Genomic DNA, 21,294 nt, shown 5'->3' on the forward strand with positions numbered 1-21,294 from the left:
GCTGCAATGCAATAGACGCAGATTTTGTACCACGGTAAAAGGAACGCTTGGTGAGCCAAGGTGTCGTAATTGTCGGCGCTAGCCAGTGCCAAGTATATCCATTCGATCAGGAGATAACGGTGAAGAAACATTCCATTCGCGATAACGCACTGCAGGCACAGCTGCGAACCCCGATGTTTAAAATGCAGCAGCAAACGCCGAAAAAAGGCAAAGGCAGCTACTCCCGTAAAGGACGCAATTCCCTTAAAAGCCACAAGGTCCTGAGGGGGTATCGCCAAGTTGCTTGAGCCAGCATTGACGCTAGGCGATTTGGCCATACCTCCATCATTCTTTTTGATTGCTTTACACAATCAATAACTCGCCCCGACCACTTCCTGTGGTCGGGGCGTTCGCTAGGTCAATTGGCTCCCACAATAGGGACAGGTTTCGTGAGCGTCGCGGGTTTCAGCCTCATGGCGCTGATGGCGTTGACTTGGTTCTTCTACCCCATGAATCGATACCAGTTGACCCTGCTCCCAGCGTAAGCCGATATCTTTTAGCAGGTGCGGGTCATGAAAACGCAGATCTTCGTAAAGACGACGCTGAGTGCGCGAGTGCTTGATGGCGTTGAGTAGTTTACGGGTCATCGTTGCTATTGCCATGGGGTCGGTCTCCTTGGTTAGGAGGCCGGGCAACATCGCGATCCGGAAATATCAAGGGTAACGATAAAACAAATGGCCGCGACACTTGCCGCGGCCATTTTCCTCACTACATCCCTGGCGCGCGACAGCAACAAGCTGATACCGCATTATTCATAATGCGATGTAGCTTGTTCATTCGTGTCGCGGGGATTTGCCAGCGCATGAGAACGTCTCGTGATTTAAAAAGGAAGCTACCTTGTACAAGGCAGCCTTTATGTTTTAACCGATGCTTATGTAAGCGTCAACTTATTCCGCGATTTGTTCATGTTTGGCGGTTTGGCAGGTTTCCATTCGGTACCCGGATTGGTAAACGCTGCGCAGGCGCAGACCATGGCGGCCATCCAGTTCCAATTTTCGGCGCAGGCGGCTCACGTGCGTATCGACAGTGCGCGTTGAAACGTCTCCCTTGATGCCCCAGACCAGCTCGAGCAAATGGGGGCGGGTGATCAATTCACCGATCTTGGCAAAAAAGAGGGCTGCCAAGCGATACTCACGTTCGGTCAAATTAACGGGCTGGCCTGCCACGCTGATGTAATGCTCGTCGGTGTGCAGAGTGAAGGCCTCCGGGCACGCAGCCGCCGGACGTGGGGGCGTATAGCCTGCACGTCGACCCAGCGCGCTGACCCTGGCAATAAGCTCTTTAGGGCGAAGCGGCTTGGCAAGAAAATCGTCCGCGCCCTGCTCCAGAGCACGGACGACGTCATCCTCCCCCTGACTGGCGGTGATAAACAGGATGGGCGCCTGCCAGCTCTCGTGCTGCCGCAAGTGGCTAACAACGTCCATGCCGCAGCTGTCGGGGAGGCGCCAATCGATAATTAGCAAATCAAACGTTTGCTGACGAATGGCGCGAGTCAGCTCGCTGGCGCGAGCAAAAAGCGCTACGCAATGACCTGCGGCGATCAGGCAATGTTCGATGAAGGCCTGCTGGTCAAGGTCGTCTTCAAGTACGCCAATATGCATGATGATTGACCTTAGTTATAAACTTATAAATGTCATCCACGAAGATGCAAAAAAGCCATATCTTAAGTCTAGTGGATAGTGATGCGTTGACACAAAGGTTCACAGTTTGTCATCAAACGGTCGTTATATACTTGATGTGTCTTGAATAACCACACTGAGGTTCCCCATGATCCGGTATCTGGGTTTTATCATTGCTGCAATGGCCGTCATACTGCCTGGCCAGACCCTTGCACTGGATGCACCTGTTGGGCGTGTCTTGCTGGTAGTGAGCGGCAAGGTAGAACACACCAATGTCGGCAATGAAGCCCATTTTGACAAAGCCATGCTGGAAGCGCTGGCTCAACATGAAACCGCTTCACGCACGCCGTGGTATGATGGTGTCGTGCGTTTTTCGGGTCCTCTCGGTCGGGCGGTACTCGATGCCGCTGGTGCCAATGGAGAGCATTTGCGTGTCTCGGCACTGAATGATTACGCGGCGACGATACCGGTCAGCGACTTTGAAGCGTACGACGTGATCCTGGCCATGCAGGCCAATGGTAAAACACTGCGTATACGCGATCATGGCCCGTTATTTGTCATTTACCCTTTTGATACTCACCCTGAACTCCTCAACGAAGAAATCCTGGTGCGTTCGGTGTGGCAGGTGAATCGTATCGAGATTGAATGATATAACTGAGCAGCCAACATGCTGGCTTTATTGAAGTTTTATTTCTCCCGCCGCACCAGGGTCGCGACATTTTCAGCGATCCTTTTTTTTCTTTCGGCCCTCACGGTGGGGGGCGTGATTTACAGTCGACAAAATGCCCTGGAAAACCGACTGCTTGAAAACCTGCTATGGGCGGCGTACCAGTTTGATCGAGAAGTGCGCGAATTTCGGCTGTCATTGCATGAAACGCAAGCGGGCGACTCCGCCATTGATGACCTGCTGGTACGTTATGAAATACTGTACAGCCGACAAACACTTTTTTTGCAGGGAGAAATAGGTGCCGCTGTTGAAGCGCTGGGAGATATTCAAGACGATGTCCAAGCGTCTCAGGCAAATATTGCAAGGATGGAAACCCTGATTGCCCCTCTATGGGAAACACCATCCACACTCGGCAGTCAGTTGAGCTCGATTCTTCATCAACAGGCGACAGCCCTGCAGCAGCTTACCAACAGTATCCTGGTCGAGACCAACGCCCACGTGTCCAAGACACGCAGCGATGAGCGTCGTGTATTAACTCAGCTATACGGCGTTGTTCTGCTATTCATCATCTTGCTGATGTTATCCGGCGGGATGTTGGTGCGCGCCCTGATTCTTGAAGGCCGTTCCAGTATTCAAAAGGCCCGAGCGTTAGAGGCCAAAGGCAATGAATTGAACGAGGCGGCCAGCCGAGCAGAAAAAGCAAGTCTGGCGAAGTCAGAGTTTATGGCGGTCATGAGCCACGAAATTCGCACCCCGTTGAATGGGGTAGTGGGCATGGCGGATTTATTGAAAGACGAAGTAAAAACGTCGAAGGCTGTCACCTATCTGGCTGCCTTAAAGCGCAGCGCGGAAAGTTTACGCGCCGTCATTAACGATATACTCGATTACACAAAGATCGAGTCGGGGCGTCTCGATCTTGATTACCAGACATTAAACCTTCACCAGTGCATTGAGGAGCTTTGTGAAAGCTATGCACTGCAACAGTCAAGGTCGAACGTCATCTTTTATTACTGGGTCGACCCTGCATTGCCGCGCTATGTTATCGGCGATGTTGCACGGCTGCGGCAGATCATAATGAACCTGATCAACAATGCACTGAAGTTTACGGAAGAAGGGGCTATACGGTTTTACGTAAGACCACTAACTGGCAATAGCATTCTATTTGAGGTGCTTGATACCGGCTGCGGTATTTCTGAGGAGCATCAAGCCCAGCTCTTTACGGCCTTTTCACAAGTCGATGCGTCCATTGCGCGTCGCCATGAGGGGGCCGGGCTTGGCCTTGCCATTTGCAAACGGCTAGTGGAGGCCATGCAAGGAGATATCGGCGTCAGCAGTCAGCCAGGATTAGGCAGCCGGTTCTGGTTCACGGTCAACATGGATGTCGCTGAGCCGATGATGGACGACGACCCTGACGAACAACGCCGTGTGCTGGCGTCCTATCACCATATTCTGGTGGTGGAGGATAACCCATTGAATCAGACCGTTGCACAAGGAATGCTGGAGTACCTGGGGGCGAAGGTGACCATTTCTGAAAATGGCCAGGAGGCACTTGACGAACTTCAAGCGCATCACGGGCAGATCGACCTCGTCTTGATGGACATGCAAATGCCGACGATAGATGGGCCGGAAACCACTCGGCGTTGGCGCGCCTTTGAAGCGCACCATCAACTGCCGCGCATGCCCATTCTGGCAATGACCGCCAATGTAATGGCCGAGCATCGCGAACGCTGCCTGCAAAGCGGCATGGACGAAATGATCCATAAGCCCTTTACCAGAGACGAGCTTTACCGGGGGATACACCGCCACCTGGTCACTCAGCAGCTGTCAGCAAGCCATGTCACTGAACAAGGCGCCTTGCCAACCTCACCAGCACCACCAGTAGACAAGCATGACGGTGAGCCACCATTGCTGGATGAGCATCTTTGCAATGAGTTGAGAGACACCTTTGACGCAGCATCTCTTGATGCATTGCTGAGCGCTTTTATAACCCGTTTTGATGAACGTTATGTGCGGCTTGAAGCGTTTAATGCATCAGAGGCGCGCGAGCATCTGTCCCAAGAAGCCCATTCCCTGAAAGGTGCTGCGTTTTCATTAGGTTGCGTTGCGGTTGCCGAGCAGGCTAGTCACATAGAGCGTTGCGCGAACGTTGCAACACCCGACGAATTGGTCATGTATCTGGGACGCTTGAAGAGCCTCAAGGTGTCTACCCAGAAGGCGTTGCAGGACGCGGGACTGATCTGTAGCCAGCTTTAGGGCAAGGCGCATGTCTCGTCTACTGCGCCAAGTGAGGCTCGCTCGTTAACCAGGTGTCGAGGGCATGGCGCGCTAGCGGACGAGCAATGAAGTAGCCCTGGCCTAGCGTGCAGCCGTACTGCGCCAGAAGGGTGTGCTGGCAGGACGTTTCGATGCCTTCTGCCACGACCTTGAGCCCCAGCCGCTTACCCAGGTCGATAATGGAGAGAGTAATTGCGCGGGCATCATCATCATGGTCAATCCGTGACACAAAGCTTTTGTCAATCTTGAGCTCGGTAAACGGCAGGCGGTAGAGCTGAACCATGGACGAGTAACCGGTTCCAAAATCGTCCAGGGCGAGCTGGCATCCCTTCCGCCTCAGTGTTTCAAGCACGTGCCGGGCGTAACCCAAGCATTCAATGCCGGCTGACTCGGTCAGCTCCAGGGTAATCTTGTCCAGGGAAATACGATGCCGTTGCGTCAGGCGATCGAACGTCGCCAGCATCCCTTCTGCCTGGATAAACGCAGCGGGGACATTGATCGCAACATTCAAGTCGATCCCTTCGGATTGCCAGCGAGCCTGTTGCGCCAGCGCAAGTTCGATAACATGCCAGGTGAGGGGCAGTATCAGATCTTGTTTTTCGGCCAGTGGAATAAAGCTGTCCGGATAAAGAACCCCGCGTTGCGGGTCCTGCCAGCGCACCAATGCCTCAACGCCCGTTATCTTACCCGTTTGAAGATCCTGCTTGGGCTGAAAAGCGAGAAAGAGCTCACGGTCACGAAGGGCCTTTTCCAGCTCTGCTTTGGCGGGCGGTTTGGACGACTGCTTGAGTGAATCAATAAATGGCTTCAGGCCGGTCATCAGTTGGGTTTTAGGCAGGAAGCCCAGCATGCACAGGCCTTTTTGATTGCCACTCTCGATCGTATGTGCCGCCGCGTCTTCCGAGCAACCGCTGGTCACTATGATGGCGGCATTCAAACGTAAATCATGCAGATAATCGATAATGTCCAGACCGGTAAATTCGCCAAGTCCCAGATCCAGCAAGATCAATTCTGTATTGAGTAAAGATGGCTGACGGGCCAACTCGCCAAGGCCCCCCGCCGTTGCGACGTTGTACCCTTGTTTCTGAAGCAGCATGGTGCTCAATAGCTGTATATCGGCATCATCATCTATGACTAATGCGTTGCGAATCATATGGGTTCCTTTGGCGGATCCAGGTCACCGTTTTACATATCGAGGCGTTGACAGGATTAATTGGCGGTACAGTCACGCAGCCTCCCCTGGGTTAAACGATCAACGCAGGGGAGACTCGCGGTATTAGAAAGATTCCCATTCGAGCTCAGGAGATTTGCTCAGTAGCGGGGCAGTCATCGTCGTTGAAGAAGACGGCCGGTTCTTGGTGATAGCCACCGCTGGTCTTTCCTGCGTATCGCTTTGCGTATTACTGAGTTTGAAGGCGCCTACCAGCTCACCCAAACGATCAGCCTGTTCCCTTAGCTCTGCGGCGGCGGCGCTGGACTCTTCGACCATTGAAGCATTGTGTTGGGTCATGCTGTCCAGTTCGGTGACAGCATCATTGACTTGACCAATACCCACGCTCTGCTCTTTTGCCCCAGAGCTGATGTCGGCAATGACGTCAGCCACGCGCTCGATGCTCTTAACCATTTCCTGCATGGTGGCACCGGTTTTCTTGACCTGATCGACACCCGACTGGGTTCTCGTCAAGGAGGTGTTGATCAGCTCATTGATGTTTTTTGAAGCGTCGCTCGAGCGGCTCGCCAGCGTGCGGACTTCCTGGGCCACCACGGCAAAACCACGACCGTGCTCACCCGCTCGGGCGGCTTCAACGGAGGCGTTTAGCGCCAGTATATTGGTCTGGAACGCAATGCTCTCAATGAGACTGACGATGTTGCTGATCTCGGAGGAGGACTCGTTGATGGTATCCATCGTCTTTTCAACGCTATGCATGGCCTGCAAACCTTGCTGAGCAAGTTTGCGCGTCGATGTGGCGAGCTGGTCGGCTTGATCCGCTGATTCAGAAGCGTTGGTGACCACCGCCGCGATTTCCTCCATGGAGGCGGACGTTTGTTGCAAATTAGCCGCCGCCTGCTCCGTCCGTGCCGCCAGCTCTTGGCTGCCTTTGGCTATTTCATTAGACGCATGCTGCAGGCTGACCGTACTGCTGCTTACCGACTGTAGCGTATCGTCGATCCGCTTGATAAAGGCATCGAATTGCTGCGCGAGTTCGCCGATTTCATCACGGCGGCTACTTTCGATACGGGCGGTTAGGTCGCCATCACCGTCGGTGATTTCTTTGATTCGCCCGGTAATCTGGCGAATAGCCCGTGACATCATTAAAGGGCCTAATAAAGCAATCGTTACAGCGACTAAAAAAACGATGATAGAAAAGATAATTGTTGACGTTTGCTGAACCTGGATTCTGTTTACAACGGCTTCTTCAGCGCTGTAAGTGGCTGTTTCAATATTGACCCCTGATACATCGTAGATATCACGCAATGTATCGAAAGCCGTTAAGGATGAGCCATAAAGGAGTGCTAGAGCAGCTGACGTTTCGCCTCTTTGGTGAAGATCGAAAACGCGCTCTGCTTCTTGTTTCCAATTGCGATGTAAAACTTCGAAGTTCGATAGCTGAGAAGTGAGTTCTGGATAGTTCTGCATGAGCCCTGCATAACGTTCCATACGGTCGTATGCCTGTTGCGCATTTTCTTCAAATACGGCAATGAGCTCGGATCCCCGCTCACTTGAAGGGTCTGACAATAGATATTCAATTTCGGCAGCGCGTGCCTGGTAAAGATCTCTATCTCCGTTAAGTGTTGCTGTGGTGGCGGGTATATAGTTGGTGATAAAAGTATCCAGTCGGCTTTTCACCATGTTAACGAGCATGGCGTCGGCGATTACAATGAACAACAGAGCCATTGCAACGCTGATGAAGGCTAAGGCGTACTTGAAGCTGATTTTATGGAGGTGGCGCATTTAACAATCCTTTAATGGAATTTAATGAGCGAACACTACCTCTAAATTGCTAAAAGCGTCGACGAATTTATGAGTTTCGTCACCTTTGTTTACGATTAGTTTATTAACTTGCTAATAAATTAGGCGTGGGAGTCACCAGTTCAGGACTCTGATTTATTGATAGCCCTTGGCCTGAAGCTGAAACAGCTTGGCGTAGCGGCCCTGGGCAGCGAGCAGTTCCTCGTGGGTGCCGCGCTCGATGATATGCCCTTGATCGATCACCAGGATAAGGTCAGCGCTGCGCACTGTGGAGAAACGGTGGGAGATCAGAATCGCCATCTTGTCGCGGCTATGCTCGCGGAAGCGGGCAAACACTTCTGCTTCGGCAGCGGCATCCATCGCAGCGGTGGGTTCGTCCAGCACTAGAATATCGGCGTTTTCACGCATATAAGCACGGGAAAGGGCAATTTTCTGCCATTGGCCACCGGAGAGCTCCTGGCCGTTTTTGAACCAGCGGCCCAGTTGGGTTTGATAGCCGCTGGCCATGTTGGCGATGAAGTCATCTGCCATCCCGTGGCGGGCGGCCTGCTGCCAACGTTGCTCGTCGTGATAGGCATGGGTATCGCCCACGCCCAGGTTTTCGCCCACCTGCAACTGGTAGCGCACGAAGTCCTGAAAAATCACCCCAGTCCGCTCGCGCAGTGCTTTTGCCTGCCAATCGCGCAAGTCGCTGCCGTCCAGCAGAATGCGTCCCTTGGTCGGTTGGTAAAGCCGCGTCAACAGCTTGATCAGCGTTGTCTTGCCCGAGCCGTTTTCTCCCACCAGGGCCAGGCTTTGCCCGGGGGATAGGTGCAGGGAAATATCGTGCAACACCGGTGCGCTGCCGGGGTAGGCGAAGCTGACGTTTTCAAAGCGCAGGCCGTCGCCGGGTAATACGCCCCGGGTCAGGGTGCCTGTGTCCGCTTCGACCGGCTGCTCCAGGTACTCGTAGAGGTTGGAAAGGTAGAGGTTATCTTCGTACATGCCGCTAATCGCGGTCAGGCTGGCGGAAAGCGCGGCCTGTCCTTGCTTGAACACCATGAGGTACATGGTCATCTGGCCGAGGGTCAGCGTCCCGGTAATTGTTTCAATTACCACCCACGCATAGGCAGCGTAAAAGGTGAGGGTACCCAGCAATCCCAGCACAAATCCCCAGCTTTCCCGGCGGAGCGTCAGGCGCCGGTCTTCGGCGAACAGTTGGGTAAAGATATCGCGATAGCGTTTGAGAAAAAGCCCTTCCAGGCCAAACAGTTTGACCTCTTTGATGCTGTCTTCCCGGGCGAGTACGGTTTCCAGATAAATCTGCATGCGGGTTTGCGACGAGCGTCGGCGAAACAGCCGAAAGCCATCTCCTGAAAACTTGGCCTCCGAAATAAACACCGGCAGGGCGCCGGCGACCAGAATCAACAGTGCCCAGGGGGAGAACTGCACCAGCAGGACCCCGAAGCTGCCCAGCGAAATCGCATTTTGCAGAAGCCCAAAGGTTTTATTCACCAGAGCGAGAGGGCGGGTTGACGCCTCTCGCCGCGCCCGCGTCAACTGGTCGTAAAGCTCCGAGTCCTCAAACTGGCTAAGCGAGAGCTGGCCGGCTTTCTCCAGAATCATCACATTGACCTTCTGACCCAGCAATGCGCGCAGTAACGACTGCTGGGCGGCAAGCCCGCGCTGGGCAAGCGCAATCAGGGCAATGATGAGTGCCTCGAAAGCAACCAGCTTGAGTACCGGGGTAATCGACATCAGCAAGTTGGGGGCAGTGGCTGCTTGATGGGCGTCCATGGCGCTCACCACGCCATCCACAATCAACTGGCCGACCCAGGCGGCGACGGCAGGAAGCACGCCGGCCACGAGCGTACACAGCGCTAAGCCAAGCATCATCCAGCGGGAGGTTTCCCATACCAGGCCCAGCGCTCGGCGGCTATAGCCAAAGACGCTAAGAAAACTGCTTAGCGGCGCGGTGGAGGCGTAAGAAGAGGGTGGTGACATATGACAACAAGCTGATACCTGGCAGAAAGGACTGCCATGATGCGATGGTTAAGCGTAGATAGCCAGTTCAACCCAGGAAAAGCCCGCCATAAACCAACGCCCCCACGACGACAAAAGCGGGATGCGTTTTAAAGCGAATCAGCGCAATGCCCGCAATCACGCCGATAATCAGCGTGTGAATCGTGCCGCTTGAATTAACACTTTCGAGCAAAAACCCCAGGGTCAGCCAGCCCATCATCATGGCGATAACCGGGCGTACCCATTGGCTCATGCGTTTGACGCGGGGAGAGTTGCGGTGGCGATACAAGAGGCCCAGCGCGCCCAGCATGAGCAGCAGCGTCGGAATGACCGTAGCGGCCACTGCCACGAAGGCACCGCCGATGCCGGCGACTTCATAGCCGATATACCCTGCCATCTTGGTGGCGATAGGGCTGGGCAGGGCATTACCCAGTGCCAGGGTTTCGGCGAAGGTCTGTGCGGTCATCCAGCCGTAGCGGCCAACGACCTCGGTCTCGATCAGCGGAATAATCGCCGGGCCGCCGCCGTAACCGATAATATTGGGAATGAAAAAGGCAAGAAACAGTTCCCAGTAGATCATGCCGACCCCTCCGCTTTTTTATTGCTTTTAGGGCGTAGCAGGGCAGCCAGCAGAATAGCGCCAATCACCCAGCCCGGATGAACACCGAGCCAATAGATAAGTCCGCCAGAGGTAATGGCCATCACGATGCTGACTAGCCAGCCCAGGGACGCTTTTGATTTATCGAAAAAGTCCCACGTCAGTTGTGCCATCATGATCATGACCACGGGTACCACGGCCTGACCCATGCCGCGAATCCAGCCAACATCGCGATAACGGCTGAAAATGCCTAACATGACAATCATGGCGACAATCATGGGGAGAATGATGGCGACGACAGCGGCGATACAGCCGCTGATACCGCTCACCCGGTAGCCGATGTAGCCCGGCATCTTGGTGGCGATAGGGCCGGGTAGGGTGTTGCCGATCGCCAGTACATCGGCGAATTCTTCATCGGTCAGCCAGTGGTGGCGGGTGACCACTTCGGCTCGCACCAATGGGATCATGGCGGGACCACCGCCGAAACCCAATAGGCCAACGCGCAAGAATGCCCAGAACAGTTGCCAGGATGCCGACGACGTCATGGGCGATGACATCGCAAGGTCAATGATGAGAAACAACGCATGGTCGACCCTTGTTTATCGTTTGTCAGTTAAAAAATCGATTATTATGTATAAAATAGAATATAAGCGAGGGCTTCCCAGGGCGTCAACTCCAGCGTTTAAAGGCATGGGCGTCAGGATGAAAAAGGATCTTATATGAACCAGCATCTTCAACCGGTTATCAGTACGGCATCCAGCCGCATTTACGAGACGCTACGCCGTGATTTAGTTGGCGGACGCTTTGCCGCGGGCGAAAAATTGGCGATCAACGCGCTCAAGGACCATTATCACGTTGGTTTGAGTCCGCTGCGCGAGGCGCTCAACAAGCTGGCCGCCTATGGCCTGTTGATTCAGGAAAATCAGCGTGGCTTTAGAGTACCGACATTATCGCGCAGCGAGTTGGATGATATTGCCAATATGCGGCTGGAACTTGAGGGCATGGCGTTTGAACGCGCCATTCAGCACGGAGATGACGTATGGGAAGCCGAACTTTTGGCCGCCGCCCATCGCCTGAAACGCGCGGATTTATCGCTGGAAAAAGGCGAGGAGTGGGAGGTGTTGCACAGCCAGTTTCACCGCACGCTTGTGGCGCCCTGCGGCTCGGTTTGGCTGTTGCGTTTTATCGAACAGCTGCACGACCAGTTCGATCGCTACCGCCGCCTCGGTCCCAAAATACCGACGGTAAGGCAAACACTCGATGAACAGCATCACGAACTGGTGGAGCTTGCCTTACAGCGTGATAGTAAAGCTGCCCGTGCACTCCTGGACGACCATATCCATAAATCCTATCAGGTGGCCCTCAAGCGCTATCAGGAACACGCCTAGTGTGTATGGCGTGTAAACTGTTGCGCTGTCGGCGATGGTAGGCATCGGCGAGATTACCGAAGGGGACGGGACAGGCATGCAAGATGCAGATAATAGGGTCATCGCGCAGACATTGAACTGGGTGAACCGCTTTGTTGTGGTTCACGATATATGCCCGTTTGCCAGCCGCGAGCTGGCGCGGGATGCGGTTCGCGTTGAAGTTGTGCGCTCAAAAAAGCTGGAAGTGGCGCTGGAAGAGCTGATGGTGGAGGTGCATTGGCTAGACGAACACCCGGAAACAGAAACCACCCTGTTGGTATTTCCCACCTTATTTAAAAGCTTTGATCATTATCTGGATTTTGTTGAGCTCGCTGAAAGCATCCTGATTGACCAAGGATATGAAGGCATCTATCAGCTCGCATCGTTTCATCCGGATTACTGTTTTGATGATGCGGGTGCTGATGATGCCGCCAACTATACCAATCGCTCACCCTACCCGATGGTGCATCTGCTGCGTGAAGAGAGCGTCGAAAAGGCGATCGAGTTTTATGGCGATACCGACGCGATACCTGAGCGTAATGTGGCCGTGCTGAACGGCATGGGCATTGAGGCCGTGGAGCAATTGTGGCAACGCAGCTGCCGCCTCGATGATCAGGGCTGATGGATCACCAGCCGATGTCTGCCCTCTTGCTTGGCAACATACAGGGCAGCGTCGGCAAACTGCATGACTTCCTTTATGTCATGGCTATGCTCTGGCCACCACGCGGCCCCCAGGCTGCAGTTGACGGTCACCGCTTGATGCTCGGGCAGCGATATTGGTTGAGAAGTGGAGGCAAGCAGTCGCTCGCTTATCGCCTGGGTGAGCGTCGGTAGTTGGTCCGCGGGGGCTTTCAAGGCCATGACGAATTCGTCACCGCCCCACCGAGCGACGACATCGCTGGCTCGGAGCACTTCCTGCAGACGATTGGCAATGTCGATTAACAGCAGGTCGCCCGCATGGTGACCCAGCTCATCATTCACGTCTTTAAAGCCATCCAGGTCAATATATACCAGCGCAATACTTTGCTGTTGGCGCTCGGCCTCGGGCAGGGCGTGCGAAAGATAACGATCAAGGAAGGCGCGGTTCGGCAACCCGGTCAACGGGTCGCTATTAGCGATGTCTTCAAGGCGGCGAATAGTGCGGTTCTGGTCGAGCAAGCGTCCGACCATGTTGCGCATTGACGTGGAGAGGCGCATCAGTTCCGGCGAACCTGTTTCCAGGGGAATCTCGTTAGTGGGTTGGCTGGCATCGTGGATAGTGTCTGCAGCGTGAGAAAGACGGGTTAAAGGCGTCGTTAGCCGCGACGCGACAAACCAGCCAACCACTGCAAACACGATGGCCAGTAGCACGCCTATGCCCATGATCACACGTTTTAGTCTTTCCACGGGGGCAAATGCTTGCTCAATCGGCTGACGGCTAACAGCCACCCATCCCAGCCCCGGGAAATCCTCGAAACCCTGGCTGCGGGCTACACCCGTCACATAGCGCTGGTCATCTGGCCATGTCTCAATTGACCATGAAGGCTTGGCGCTGGCCTGTAAATGCAGGGTGGATAGGCCCGGCACAGGCTGTCCCAGCATATCGTCCGGCCCGAGCAGCACTGTTCCATCGGCCGCGAGTAACAGTATTTCGGTGCCCTGGCGCTGTTGCGCAGGCGAGAACATCGCACGTTGAATGTACTCGGCCCATTCCCAGCTCAGGTGAACGGCCAGTACCCCCAGCAAGGTGTCATCCTGGGTATGGACCGGGGTGGCGATATCGACAAACTGTATGGCTTTGCCATACGGGTTAGGCAATAGCTGCGACAGCAAGACGGCGTCGTGAACATCGCCAATCCACATACCATCGCGGCCGTTTTGAAAGACCGGGCGCTGGGCAATGGAAGTCCCTTCCAGTACGCCACCGGTTGCGGCTTGTACAACGCCGTCTGGGCCAATAAAGCCAATCCATGACACCACGTTGTAGTTATCTTGAAGAGTTTCCAACTGAGAGCGAAGAGTATCGTTATCGGTACCATCGGTCAGTGCTTCAATGCCCAGCAGTAACTTTACTTCCTTAATGCGGGCATCCATGCTGCGGTCCAGCTTATCGACCATCTGATAGGCCGATTCTGCCGTAGAGGCGCCGATATTGGCTTCCAGTTGATCAGCTGACTGTCGAGCAGCGACCCAGCCAAGCAGGATGGTCGTGCTAAACACCAAGCCAATAATCAGCAGCATAAAACGTGTACGCAGGGATATTTGGTTTAGCCGCAGGGGGGCGTAGGGCATTCCGGCATCTCGTCGGGGGGTGAGGTCAGCTAACGACTGTTATCCAACCACGAAGGATGCCGATAGACAACCCACATTAATGCGCTTGACGTGGGTGACGTTAACGTTGAAGGCTTAGAGCGTTTTATGCATGACGTGGGTATCGACTTCGCCAAGACGGGCATGACGGTAAGCGTTAGGCACCGTGCCCACAATGGCGAACCCCAGGCGCTGCCAGAGTGCGACCGCCACCTCATTCGTAGAGACAACCGCGTTGAACTGCATGGCCCTGAAACCCAGCTCGCGAGCGAACTGCTGTGAATGCTCGCACATGCTCCGGGCGACGCCTCTGCCACGCGCGGCAGGGGCCACCATATAACCGCAGTTGCAGACATGATCACCCGGCCCGGCCGCATTGGCTTTTAAATAGTAGGTACCGAGAAGTGTGCCTGTTTCATCCTTGACCGCAAACGTTGCCTGTGGGGCTTTACACCACAGTTGGTAGGCATCTTCGGCGGGTATATCCGGGTCGATGGCATAGGTTTCCTGGGCCGCCACAATGTGTTGAAAGGTTGGCCAGAACGCCATGAAGTCAGCGTGTGACATTGGAGAATAAGTGAGCGCAGACATGGTTCTGTGTACCTGATCCTTCGGGTTAGCTCGGCTGAAATCAGCAGCCCCTATGCAAGGCTGCCGACCATTGTAGGCACTTATTGTGCCGCTTCAGCAACAATCTGATAACTTCTTAACCGATCCTGATGGTCATAGAAATCACTATTGATCATCAACTCATTGGCCCCTGTGCGTTCCTGGAAGTCGGCAAGTTGGGTTTTTACCGTGTCGGGGCCACCGATGATCGCTGCCCCCAGAAACTGCTCGACCTGGGCGCGCTCCATGGGTGACCAGTCAAGCTGCTCCACTGGAGGCAGCGACACTGTTGGCTTGCCGCGGATCAGGTTGAGAAATTTCTGCTGGGCCGTGGTTGCCAGGTATTCCGCCATGGCGTCGCTTTCCGCGGCAATGACCGGCAACCCGACGGTGGCGTAGGGGGCATCCAGGTGCTCCGAGGGCTGGAAGTTCTCACGGTAAAGCCGCAGCGCTTCAAACAGGTAGCCTGGCGCAAACTGCGCGGCGAAGGCAAAGGGCAGGCCAAGCTTGGCGGCTAACTGTGCACTAAAGCCACTGGAGCCGAGCAGCCAAATCGGCACGTGAGTACCCTGGCCGGGTACTGCTTTTACCCGCTGGTGAGGCGCAGGGTCTCCCAGATAGCCCCGCAGCTCGTTTAGTTGGGCCGGGAAATCATCCACGCCAGCGTGGGGATGGCGGCGCATCGCCTGCATGGTCGCGCCGTCCGAGCCCGGCGCACGGCCAAGGCCCAGGTCGATGCGCCCGGGATAAAGAGTTTCCAGCGTGCCAAACTGTTCGGCCACCACCAGTGGCGGGTGGTTGGGCAACATGATCCCACCGCTACCCACGCGAATACGCGAGGTCTGACCGGCAATATGGCCGATCAGTACCGCTGTCGCAGCGCTTGCGATGCCATCTATGTTGTGGTGTTCGGCCAGCCAGTAACGCTGATAACCCAGTTGTTCGGTGCGCTGGGCAAGCGAAACGCTGTCTTGAAAGGTTTCGGCAGCGCTGCCCCCCTGACGAATCGGGGCGAGGTCCAGTACGGATAGCGCGGTAGACGCGAGTGCGCTCATGCATCACCTATAAGGCCGGAAGATGGGGCGGCTAATGAGATGCCGACGCAAGGGAGTCGAACGAATCATTAGCACGCTTGTTAATTAAGGGTTATGCGGCCAGTATCGATGAATTACAAGGCAGGGTATCGGCAAAACACATTATTCCAATGGCGGGGTAGGGCGAATCAGGATTTCGTTGACGTCGACATGGGCAGGCTGTGATAGCGCATAAATGACGGCATTGGCAATATCGCGGTCTTCCAGCGCATGTTCGGGCGGTTCGTCAAAGAAGGGGGTATCGACCATGCCGGGTTCAATCAGCGTTACCCGCATGCCGGTACCGCGTAGCTCCTCGCGCAGGTTATAGCCGATGCCGGTAACGGCCCACTTGGTCGCGCTGTACATGGAACCCGGAATGGTCGCACGGCCTGCGGCTGAGCCGGTTAACAGCACGTGGCCTTTGCTTCGTTTGAGTGCCGGTAAGCATGCCTGGAGAGTCAGGCCAACGCCATATACGTTGGTTAAGATCATTTCCTGCCAGCGCTCGTGATCGGCACCACTGAAGCCGCCCGGCGAACCACCGCAACCGGCGTTGGCAAAAACGGCATCAATCCTGCCAAAGGTTTCCAATGCTTCGTCGACCATGGCGCGCTGTTCGTCCATCTGGGTGACATCCAGCTCGCAGGTCAGCACATTTTCTGGTCCTAACTCTTGGGCAAGCGCGGTGAGCTTGTCAGTCGAGCGGGCGGCCAGCACCAGTTTGTAACCTTCACGGGCGGCTGCTCGGGCGGTGGCAGCCCCAATTCCGCTGGAGGCACCGGTAATCAGTAAGACGTTTCTATGCATCCTTTGCGCTCCTGACGATTAACCATAACATCCTATCTAGCATGGCTAATTGAGCGCCGTTGTGCAAATCGTAAGCCTGCGAACGAAGAAGGTGAAAGCGTTAATGCCCGGCTTCTTTGCGCTTGAGCATGGTGGATAGGTCGAGAATCGACTGCGCCATGTCCGCCATGCTTTTGCTCTGATTCATCGAGGTAGTGCGCAGAAACCGGTACGCTTCTTCTTCTGTCATGTCCTGGTGGGCCATGATCAGGCCTTTCGCCCGTTCGATCAGCTTGCGTTCGCGAAGGGCCTTGCGCGTATTTTCCAGCTCGTCGCTAAGCCCCTGTAAGCGGCTTGATTGTGCCTGGGTCAATTCGATCAATGATCGGCCCAGGGGCGAATTAAGCGCATTGGCGGTCAAGTCTCCCAGTGGCTCACCGTTGCTCAAGGCGAGCAGTTGCTCGCAAGGCGCCGGCGAATTACGGCAAGGCTCCGTCTTGGCTTTTTCCAGCGCGACATTGGCTTGTTGTATCTTGCTATGGCACAGGGCGGTCAACTGAGCGTTGCAGGCATCTTCCACGTTTTTAATGCTGTCGATGCGCAGCGTGGTGAGCTCATACCAGGTTTCACCCAGTGAATCCGATGTGTCTGGATGCGAGGCCCGCTGGCGGGCAATATCGCGCAATTGATGGATGCCTGAGAGCGTGCGTGGCGACAGCTCCGCTTGCCAATGTTGCTGTGCTTCGGGAGAAGCGAATTCCTCAAAGGTATCAAAGCAGCGTTGCTGGTCGTCAATCAGTTGGCCAAGCAATGCACTATGGGCATCGTCAAAATACCCCTGGGTAAAGCCAAAGGCGCCGCATGCGCGTTCCTGTCCCGCCAGTTCTTTGCCTTGCATTAAATGGAAAATGGCGACCAGGGCGCGGGTGATGTCAGGGTCGACAGCCGTGTCGGCTGCTTCAAAGACAATCGCCAGCAGCCCGCTGGTCAATTGATTGAATGCCTGAGTTGCCGCGTCGGGTGTAATGGCAAAGGTGTCAATGGCGTGGCGCAGCGTGCTGAGTTCATCCAGCGCTGCCCATACCATGGCAATGCGGCGCAGCAGGCGCGCAGCCGCCTGGGGACGCGCTTCCTTGCTTAATGCCTCGAGGCGACGACGCATCAGTGCTTCGGCATCCTGGCTATGCTGGCGGTAAGTCGCGCGACGTTCTTTAAAGCGGCTGCCCTGGGAAACCAGGAAAACCGTCGACGCGCCCCGCTCACGCTGCAGCATGTGAATGAAGTGGCTGATGTCGCCCACAATGTCACAGGTTGTCGCCAGATGGGTCAGGTTGTCGATATCGCAGCGTTTGGCGGTTAACAGAAGCTGTTGAGCTGAAGACATAATGCGTTTCCTTTGTGCTCACCGCCATTGATTGCGCACTTCCCTGGAAGTGCGCAATCGGCGTCGTTTAGCGTAACGATAGGGCACCCGCGCCGGTATCGTCGCCCACCGCCTCTCGGTAGGCGGCTGCCTCTTCGGCTTCTTGCGCATCGGAGAAGCGTACTAGCAGGACGCACGAGGCCAAGGCAAGGACGGCTAACCCCAGGTAGAAGAGGCCTTGCTGATAGGTCAGGCTTTCACTGCGGAACAGGAAGGCGGCAGAGACGGCGCCAACGTTGCCGCCTGCGCCCACAATACCGGCCACCGCGCCCAGGGCTTTTTTATTGATGAAGGGTACCACCCCGTAAGTCGCACCTTCGGCCATCTGCACAAACAGGCTGAACACCAGCATGATACCGATCGCCAGGCTTAGTACATGCATTTGTGAAAAAGCGATCAGGGCGATGCCTTCACAAATGAGAGCGACCAGTAACCAGCGCACGCGCCCCTTCAGGCCCCCCAGTTTGGCAAACAAGTCAGAAAATATGCCGCCCAGCGTACGGGCAAAGATATTCATCAAGCCAAACAGGCCGGCAATCAGGCCAGCGGTGGCAAGTGTCAGGTCAAAATTATCGAAAAAGTAGATGGCGGCGATGTTATTGATCGTCAGTTCCACGCCAAAACAAATCCCATACACCACGAACAGCGCCCACACGCGAATATCTTTTGCCGCGACGGTAAAGCTTTGTAGCGCGCCGTTTTCGCCGCTGGCGGGCGGTAGCTCGCCGCGAGCGCGCAGCTCGTCAAAGTTGCCATCGGGCGCATCCTGGGTAAATAGCCAATAGGCAATGCCGGTGAAGAACAGCACAACGCCTGGCACGACCATGGCTAACCGCCAGCCCAACGCCTCGTTAACTCCAAGCATCAACATACCGGCAAATATCAACGGCATGACGATCTGTGTCGTGCCGCCGCCCAGGTTCCCCCAGCCCGCACTGGTGGCGTTGGCGGTACCCACGACATTGGGCGCAAACATGATGGAAGTATGGTATTGAGTGATAACAAACGACGCACCGATGGCCCCAATCGCCAGGCGCGCAAGCAGGAAGGTTTCAAAGCTGTCGGCCAGGCCGATGCCCATCACCGGAATGGAGCCGAGCAGCAACAAGCCGGAATAGGTCTTTCGTGGCCCGAGGCGGTCGCATAATACGCCGATCACCAGGCGGATAATGACGGTGATCGCGACCGAGGCGATGATGGTGTTACCGATCTGGGTCTGGGTGAGAGCTAGGTCTTCACGTACCACCGCCATGAGCGGCGCAATGCCAAACCAGCCAAAAAAGCAGAGATGGAAAGCAAACCACGAAAAATGGAAAGCGCGCATTTGTGGCGTAGAGAAATTGAGCAACCGAATACGGTTGGCTTTGTTGCGAATATCCATGGGATGGCCTCACGGGTTCTGTTACGAGTTCAACACCCTGCGCGTGAACACGCAGCGTCATCGGTTCACGAGAACATGCCTTCTTCATTGAAGGTCAGGTTCGACGCACTCGTACCCGCTTGGGCCTGGTCCACGCCTACCACCACTGCTTACATTTATGCAAAGTGGTTGCCATGGTTGTTTTTTATTATTTTAATCAGTTGGTTACTATTGAAGGGAGGGTGTTTGAGGAACAGGTTGAAAGATAAATATCATGCTAATGCTGCATCATTGGGCATCAGCAGGCCTGGTTTGGCTTAGTTTGGTGCTGTAGCAGGCGCCGGGCTTTCATCCAGATAGACATCCTCGATATCCAGCGTGGAGCGTTCGCCGAGCGCGTCGATGTTGTCTTCCAGCCAGCGGTCGGCGGCGGCATGGCCCTGTTCAAACAGGTGGCATAGAAAGGGCCACTCGGCATTCAGCTTGCTGGATACCGACAGTGGCAGTAACGCACCTTCACCGCTGATGCGGTGGAACAACGCCTGCTGATAGCAGTTCTCGATACCCTGGGCGTCAAGCACCTGTTTAAGCATGGCGATCATGCGCACCTCTTTGATCAGCGCTGAATTGAAGGTGATTTCATTAAGGCGGTTCATGATGGCTGACGCCGTGGTGGGTAAGTCGTCTCGTCGAATGGGGTTGATCTGAACGAGCAGAATATCGCGTGCGCTACATTCCTCCATTAGCGGGAACAGCGCCGGATTGCCCATATAGCCGCCATCCCAATAGGCTTCTCCGTCAATTTCAACGGCCTGGAAGACAAATGGCAGACAAGCGGAGGCCATGACCGCATCAAGGCTCATCTCATGCCGACGAAAGACCCGCTGCTTACCGGTACGGACGTTGGTGGCAGTCACGAAGAGTTTGAGCTGTTCACAGCGGCGGACCCGATCAAAGTCGATCCGTTCGGCCACAATGTTGCGCAGAGGGTTCACGTTGAGAGGATTGAACTGATAGGGCGAGACCAGCCGACTCATCAGGTCCATGGCGATATACCCCGGCGAGTGTTCGAGACTCCAGTTCCCGGTCAGCTTGTCCAGCGGTGAGCGACGAATAGGGCTTGCCATCCCCGCTCGGCTGACGGCCCGCCAGAAATCGTGCAAGGCCTCGCGGGCGGTTTCTTTATCGCCCCGGGTGAGCGCGTCGGCCATGACCACGCCGTTCATCGCACCGGCACTGGTGCCGCTGATGCCCTCGATCTCGACCCTTGAGTCCGCCAGTAAGCGGTCAATGACGCCCCAGGTGTAGGCGCCATGAGAACCACCGCCCTGTAATGCCAGGTCTAACGATTTAGGTTGCGTCATCGACTTGCCTCCTGGGTATAAGTCGTTAAAAACGGTGGGCAAGTGACGGTGCGTTAGGGCAGTTGATCACCTGTGAGGTTGCCACCCATTCCTGGTCAGGGTAGTAGGCAAACACATAGTGGTCGCCCTTTAAGCTGTCGATCAAGGGGTAGGTGACTTCTTCGCGAACCGCCGGGCAGCCGTGGCTGCGACCCAGTCGCCCCGTCTGGTCAATAAAGGCTTCGCTGACATAGTCGGCACCGTGAATGACGATGGCTCGTTCGTAGGCGTTGTCGTTAACGTTGGTCTCCAGGCCTTCCAAGCGCAGTGAATAGCCATTGCGGCCGTAGTAACTGTTCATGGTTTTAAACAGCCCGATGCTGGATTGGTGGCTGTCGGGGATGTTGGAAAACGTCTCCGCCAGGGCGTCCCCCGACCCTTGGCCGTGGGAGACGAGCTCTTGGAACATCAGTTCGTGCTGGGCCAGATCGAACACCCACAGCCGTGGCTCGGTTGACGGTAGAGAGTAATCGATCACCGCCAAGCGCTCGGCGTGAGGGTCGCGACAGCTGAGCGCTTTAGCAGCGAGGCGAAGCGCCTCCGGACTGGCGTCTGGCGCGAGCTGAAGCAGTTGGTGGTTTAACGGCAGAACGCCATTGGGCGGTGCGCTATCGATGTGGCTATAAAAACTGGAGGCATGGATCGGGAGTGACAATAACGTGGCGGGCAGGTAAATAAGCCAGGCACGCGGCGAAAAAAATGGCACCATATAAGTCCATCCTGAAAGATAGGTCCATACTGAAAAGTACAACGCGGTTAGGCAGTCACTAACG

20 protein-coding genes are annotated in these 21,294 nt (G+C 55.3%); 5 read left to right on the top strand and 15 right to left on the bottom strand.

The features are described from left to right. The first annotated feature begins 50 nt into the window (after positions 1–50). Complete coding sequence (arfA, locus tag QC816_RS01820) at positions 51–287, top strand: alternative ribosome rescue factor ArfA (protein WP_254902860.1); 237 nt, start codon at positions 51–53, stop codon at positions 285–287. A gap of 105 nt (positions 288–392) precedes the next feature. Here arfA and QC816_RS01825 read toward each other — a convergent pair whose 3' ends face one another. After that, the gene (locus QC816_RS01825; RefSeq protein ID WP_309780673.1) at positions 393–641 is read right to left on the bottom strand and encodes a hypothetical protein; all 249 of its coding nucleotides are present in this window, start codon (positions 639–641) and stop codon (positions 393–395) included. A gap of 285 nt (positions 642–926) precedes the next feature. Next, a complete protein-coding gene (locus QC816_RS01830) occupies positions 927–1,640 on the bottom strand; it encodes a response regulator transcription factor (RefSeq protein WP_309780674.1) in 714 nt (237 codons plus the stop codon). A gap of 166 nt (positions 1,641–1,806) precedes the next feature. On the opposite strand from QC816_RS01830, the gene QC816_RS01835 reads away from it, so the two are divergent. Together QC816_RS01835 and QC816_RS01840 are read left to right on the top strand one after the other, a co-directional pair. After that, complete coding sequence (locus QC816_RS01835; protein WP_309780675.1) at positions 1,807–2,307, top strand: putative pterin-binding protein; 501 nt, start codon at positions 1,807–1,809, stop codon at positions 2,305–2,307. A 114-nt stretch (positions 2,308–2,421) separates the two neighbouring features. After that, positions 2,422–4,578, top strand: a complete 2,157-nt coding sequence (locus tag QC816_RS01840; RefSeq protein WP_309780676.1) for an ATP-binding protein — start codon at positions 2,422–2,424, stop codon at positions 4,576–4,578. 19 nt (positions 4,579–4,597) lie between these two features. Here QC816_RS01840 and QC816_RS01845 read toward each other — a convergent pair whose 3' ends face one another. The 5 genes from QC816_RS01845 to QC816_RS01865 all read right to left on the bottom strand — a co-directional run bounded on the left by QC816_RS01845 (position 4,598) and on the right by QC816_RS01865 (position 10,726). Beyond that, positions 4,598–5,752, bottom strand: coding sequence for an EAL domain-containing response regulator (locus QC816_RS01845; protein ID WP_309780678.1), 1,155 nt, complete (start codon positions 5,750–5,752; stop codon positions 4,598–4,600). Positions 5,753–5,875: 123 nt separating this feature from the next. Further along, complete coding sequence (locus tag QC816_RS01850; protein ID WP_268902517.1) at positions 5,876–7,552, bottom strand: methyl-accepting chemotaxis protein; 1,677 nt, start codon at positions 7,550–7,552, stop codon at positions 5,876–5,878. A gap of 153 nt (positions 7,553–7,705) precedes the next feature. Beyond that, a complete protein-coding gene (locus QC816_RS01855; RefSeq protein WP_309780679.1) occupies positions 7,706–9,553 on the bottom strand; it encodes an ABC transporter ATP-binding protein in 1,848 nt (615 codons plus the stop codon). A gap of 67 nt (positions 9,554–9,620) precedes the next feature. After that, positions 9,621–10,151, bottom strand: a complete 531-nt coding sequence (locus tag QC816_RS01860) for a chromate transporter (protein ID WP_085918197.1) — start codon at positions 10,149–10,151, stop codon at positions 9,621–9,623. Beyond that, complete coding sequence (locus QC816_RS01865; protein ID WP_264823509.1) at positions 10,148–10,726, bottom strand: chromate transporter; 579 nt, start codon at positions 10,724–10,726, stop codon at positions 10,148–10,150. Before QC816_RS01865 ends, QC816_RS01860 begins: the two co-directional genes overlap by 4 nt. Positions 10,727–10,888: 162 nt before the next feature. Here QC816_RS01865 and QC816_RS01870 point away from each other — a divergent pair, with 162 nt between their 5' ends. Both QC816_RS01870 and QC816_RS01875 read left to right on the top strand, forming a co-directional pair. Further along, the gene (locus QC816_RS01870) at positions 10,889–11,557 is read left to right on the top strand and encodes a GntR family transcriptional regulator (RefSeq protein WP_199283792.1); all 669 of its coding nucleotides are present in this window, start codon (positions 10,889–10,891) and stop codon (positions 11,555–11,557) included. A gap of 76 nt (positions 11,558–11,633) precedes the next feature. Beyond that, entirely contained in the window at positions 11,634–12,197 is a 564-nt protein-coding gene (locus QC816_RS01875; protein WP_264823508.1) for a DUF1415 domain-containing protein, read from the top strand. Here QC816_RS01875 and QC816_RS01880 read toward each other — a convergent pair. The 8 genes from QC816_RS01880 to QC816_RS01915 form a co-directional block, all read right to left on the bottom strand. Then, on the bottom strand, positions 12,188–13,846 hold the full coding sequence (locus QC816_RS01880) for a diguanylate cyclase domain-containing protein (protein ID WP_309780680.1): 1,659 nt from the start codon (positions 13,844–13,846) through the stop codon (positions 12,188–12,190). The genes QC816_RS01875 and QC816_RS01880 overlap by 10 nt on opposite strands. A gap of 114 nt (positions 13,847–13,960) precedes the next feature. Next, positions 13,961–14,455, bottom strand: coding sequence for a GNAT family N-acetyltransferase (locus QC816_RS01885; RefSeq protein WP_309780681.1), 495 nt, complete (start codon positions 14,453–14,455; stop codon positions 13,961–13,963). A gap of 80 nt (positions 14,456–14,535) precedes the next feature. Next, positions 14,536–15,528, bottom strand: a complete 993-nt coding sequence (locus QC816_RS01890) for an LLM class flavin-dependent oxidoreductase (RefSeq protein ID WP_264823505.1) — start codon at positions 15,526–15,528, stop codon at positions 14,536–14,538. Positions 15,529–15,669: 141 nt separating this feature from the next. Next, positions 15,670–16,356 carry an SDR family oxidoreductase gene (locus QC816_RS01895; protein ID WP_199283789.1) on the bottom strand — a complete coding sequence of 229 codons (687 nt, stop codon included), beginning with the start codon at positions 16,354–16,356 and terminating at the stop codon, positions 15,670–15,672. A 100-nt stretch (positions 16,357–16,456) separates the two neighbouring features. Next, positions 16,457–17,719 carry a nitrate regulatory protein gene (locus tag QC816_RS01900; protein ID WP_199283788.1) on the bottom strand — a complete coding sequence of 421 codons (1,263 nt, stop codon included), beginning with the start codon at positions 17,717–17,719 and terminating at the stop codon, positions 16,457–16,459. A gap of 67 nt (positions 17,720–17,786) precedes the next feature. After that, positions 17,787–19,139, bottom strand: a complete 1,353-nt coding sequence (locus tag QC816_RS01905; RefSeq protein ID WP_309780682.1) for a NarK family nitrate/nitrite MFS transporter — start codon at positions 19,137–19,139, stop codon at positions 17,787–17,789. Between the two features lie 296 nt (positions 19,140–19,435). Next, positions 19,436–20,482 carry a patatin-like phospholipase family protein gene (locus QC816_RS01910; RefSeq protein WP_199283786.1) on the bottom strand — a complete coding sequence of 349 codons (1,047 nt, stop codon included), beginning with the start codon at positions 20,480–20,482 and terminating at the stop codon, positions 19,436–19,438. A gap of 25 nt (positions 20,483–20,507) precedes the next feature. Continuing rightward, complete coding sequence (locus tag QC816_RS01915) at positions 20,508–21,230, bottom strand: murein L,D-transpeptidase catalytic domain family protein (RefSeq protein WP_085918186.1); 723 nt, start codon at positions 21,228–21,230, stop codon at positions 20,508–20,510. Positions 21,231–21,294 lie beyond the last annotated feature (64 nt).

The organism is Vreelandella janggokensis, from assembly GCF_031451615.1.
Lineage (GTDB): Bacteria > Pseudomonadota > Gammaproteobacteria > Pseudomonadales > Halomonadaceae > Vreelandella > Vreelandella janggokensis.

Bases quoted from the DNA above. Each gene is read 5' to 3' on its own strand.
- QC816_RS01825 (WP_309780673.1), bottom strand. From the start codon at position 641: ATGGCAATAGCAACGATGACCCGTAAACTACTCAACGCCATCAAGCAC.
- QC816_RS01830 (WP_309780674.1), bottom strand. From the start codon at position 1,640: ATGCATATTGGCGTACTTGAAGACGACCTTGACCAGCAGGCCTTCATC.
- QC816_RS01835 (WP_309780675.1), top strand. From the start codon at position 1,807: ATGATCCGGTATCTGGGTTTTATCATTGCTGCAATGGCCGTCATACTG.
- QC816_RS01845 (WP_309780678.1), bottom strand. From the start codon at position 5,752: ATGATTCGCAACGCATTAGTCATAGATGATGATGCCGATATACAGCTA.
- QC816_RS01850 (WP_268902517.1), bottom strand. From the start codon at position 7,552: ATGCGCCACCTCCATAAAATCAGCTTCAAGTACGCCTTAGCCTTCATC.
- QC816_RS01855 (WP_309780679.1), bottom strand. From the start codon at position 9,553: ATGTCACCACCCTCTTCTTACGCCTCCACCGCGCCGCTAAGCAGTTTT.
- QC816_RS01860 (WP_085918197.1), bottom strand. From the start codon at position 10,151: ATGATCTACTGGGAACTGTTTCTTGCCTTTTTCATTCCCAATATTATC.
- QC816_RS01865 (WP_264823509.1), bottom strand. From the start codon at position 10,726: ATGTCATCGCCCATGACGTCGTCGGCATCCTGGCAACTGTTCTGGGCA.
- QC816_RS01870 (WP_199283792.1), top strand. From the start codon at position 10,889: ATGAACCAGCATCTTCAACCGGTTATCAGTACGGCATCCAGCCGCATT.
- QC816_RS01875 (WP_264823508.1), top strand. From the start codon at position 11,634: ATGCAAGATGCAGATAATAGGGTCATCGCGCAGACATTGAACTGGGTG.
- QC816_RS01880 (WP_309780680.1), bottom strand. From the start codon at position 13,846: ATGCCCTACGCCCCCCTGCGGCTAAACCAAATATCCCTGCGTACACGT.
- QC816_RS01885 (WP_309780681.1), bottom strand. From the start codon at position 14,455: ATGTCTGCGCTCACTTATTCTCCAATGTCACACGCTGACTTCATGGCG.
- QC816_RS01890 (WP_264823505.1), bottom strand. From the start codon at position 15,528: ATGAGCGCACTCGCGTCTACCGCGCTATCCGTACTGGACCTCGCCCCG.
- QC816_RS01895 (WP_199283789.1), bottom strand. From the start codon at position 16,356: ATGCATAGAAACGTCTTACTGATTACCGGTGCCTCCAGCGGAATTGGG.
- QC816_RS01900 (WP_199283788.1), bottom strand. From the start codon at position 17,719: ATGTCTTCAGCTCAACAGCTTCTGTTAACCGCCAAACGCTGCGATATC.
- QC816_RS01905 (WP_309780682.1), bottom strand. From the start codon at position 19,139: ATGGATATTCGCAACAAAGCCAACCGTATTCGGTTGCTCAATTTCTCT.
- QC816_RS01910 (WP_199283786.1), bottom strand. From the start codon at position 20,482: ATGACGCAACCTAAATCGTTAGACCTGGCATTACAGGGCGGTGGTTCT.
- QC816_RS01915 (WP_085918186.1), bottom strand. From the start codon at position 21,230: ATGGTGCCATTTTTTTCGCCGCGTGCCTGGCTTATTTACCTGCCCGCC.